Source organism: Xanthomonas hortorum, from assembly GCF_040279205.1.
Lineage (GTDB): Bacteria > Pseudomonadota > Gammaproteobacteria > Xanthomonadales > Xanthomonadaceae > Xanthomonas > Xanthomonas hortorum_F.
In genome coordinates this window covers 1-1,256 of record NZ_JBEOLS010000126.1, presented here as the reverse complement: position 1 = coordinate 1,256, position 1,256 = coordinate 1, and the positions used below count along the sequence as shown (strand labels likewise).

1 protein-coding gene is annotated in these 1,256 nt (G+C 61.3%); it reads right to left on the bottom strand.

The features are described 5' to 3' along the window. Positions 1-77 precede the first annotated feature (77 nt). Entirely contained in the window at positions 78-431 is a 354-nt protein-coding gene (locus ABS769_RS22440) for a DUF1304 domain-containing protein (RefSeq protein WP_350498296.1), read from the bottom strand. Between the last annotated feature and the right edge of the window lie 825 nt (positions 432-1,256).

Here is a 1,256-nt window from a genome sequence, read left to right as displayed (position 1 = left end):
CGATGAAGCGTTACCGGTAATGCTTCATCGCGGGCAAGCACGCTCCTACGAGAAGCGAACACGCTGCCGGCAGAACCTCAGCGTGGCAACCACACCAATGCCAACGCAATCAGCGCCGGCAACGCCTGCACAAAGAAGATGCGACGGTTGACGCTATAGGCGCCGTCGCAACCCGCCACGACCACACAGCCCAGGAAGAAGCTCAGCACGTCGTTGCGGGCCTGCAACGCGCCCCACAACAGACCGGCGGCCAGGAAGCCGTTGTAGAGGCCCTGGTTGGCTGCCAGCACACGGGTGGCCTGGGCTTTCTCGAGCGTGTTGCGGAAGGTCTTCAACCCCAGCGGGTGCGTCCACAGCACCATTTCCAACACCAGGATGTAGACGTGCAGCAGAGCGACGCACAGGCCGGCGACGATGGCGAACAGGGACATGGCAGATTGGCGTAATGAACGTGGCAGCCAGCATAGTCGTGATTGCAGACGGTCCGAAGCAGCTGATCAAAACTCATGCTGCCGCAAGATGGGCGTAAGAGATGCAAGATCTGCACGCGCCAGTAGAACGTTGTGATTGCGCGCACCGGCTACGTTTGTTTGACAGCCGCGCAGTGGCTTGCTGCCGGCTTTTGGAACGGCTGATAGAAGGTCGCGAGCTCTCGACCGGTGGCACGTAGGGCGCGCTCAGGATCGGAGTGCCCCGGTGCTACATACCTCGCCGAACACAAACCGCGCCAGCCTGAAGGTGAGCGCAGTATTTTGTTGCCGCTCTTCGCGTCATCTGGATGGTCCCAAGCCGCGCTGGTCGAGGGCGCGATGCCCTCGCCGCTCGCGGGACACGCCGCAAGTACGTCCATGTAGGCTCGGTGGCGGCATCCATGCCGCCACACGGTCCCGCAAGCGGCGAGGACACCGCACCAAGAAGTTTGCCGGTTGCTTTGTTGAAACCTGCCCGTCGATCACGTTGCGCTGCGAAACTGATCCGTCGCGGTGTTATCCAGACAACACACCATGCCTTGCTTGCAACCATGCACACCGACCGTCTCCACTGGTCCTTGCCCGCCCACCGTCGCGGGACCTTACGCGGCATGGATGCCGCGTAAGAGCCTTATCTGTTCGCAATCTGGCAGATTAGATGTCGAGAGCCGGCGTGGGCCACCGTGAGAGCCTGGATCTCAGCGATCGCCGTGTAGCTTGGTACCCACGCCGGATTCTCCCTTGATTCGCCCGAACAGTTGCCCGAGGTGACACTCAAAACGATAA

Bases quoted from the DNA above. Each gene is read 5' to 3' on its own strand.
- ABS769_RS22440 (WP_350498296.1), bottom strand. From the start codon at position 431: ATGTCCCTGTTCGCCATCGTCGCCGGCCTGTGCGTCGCTCTGCTGCAC.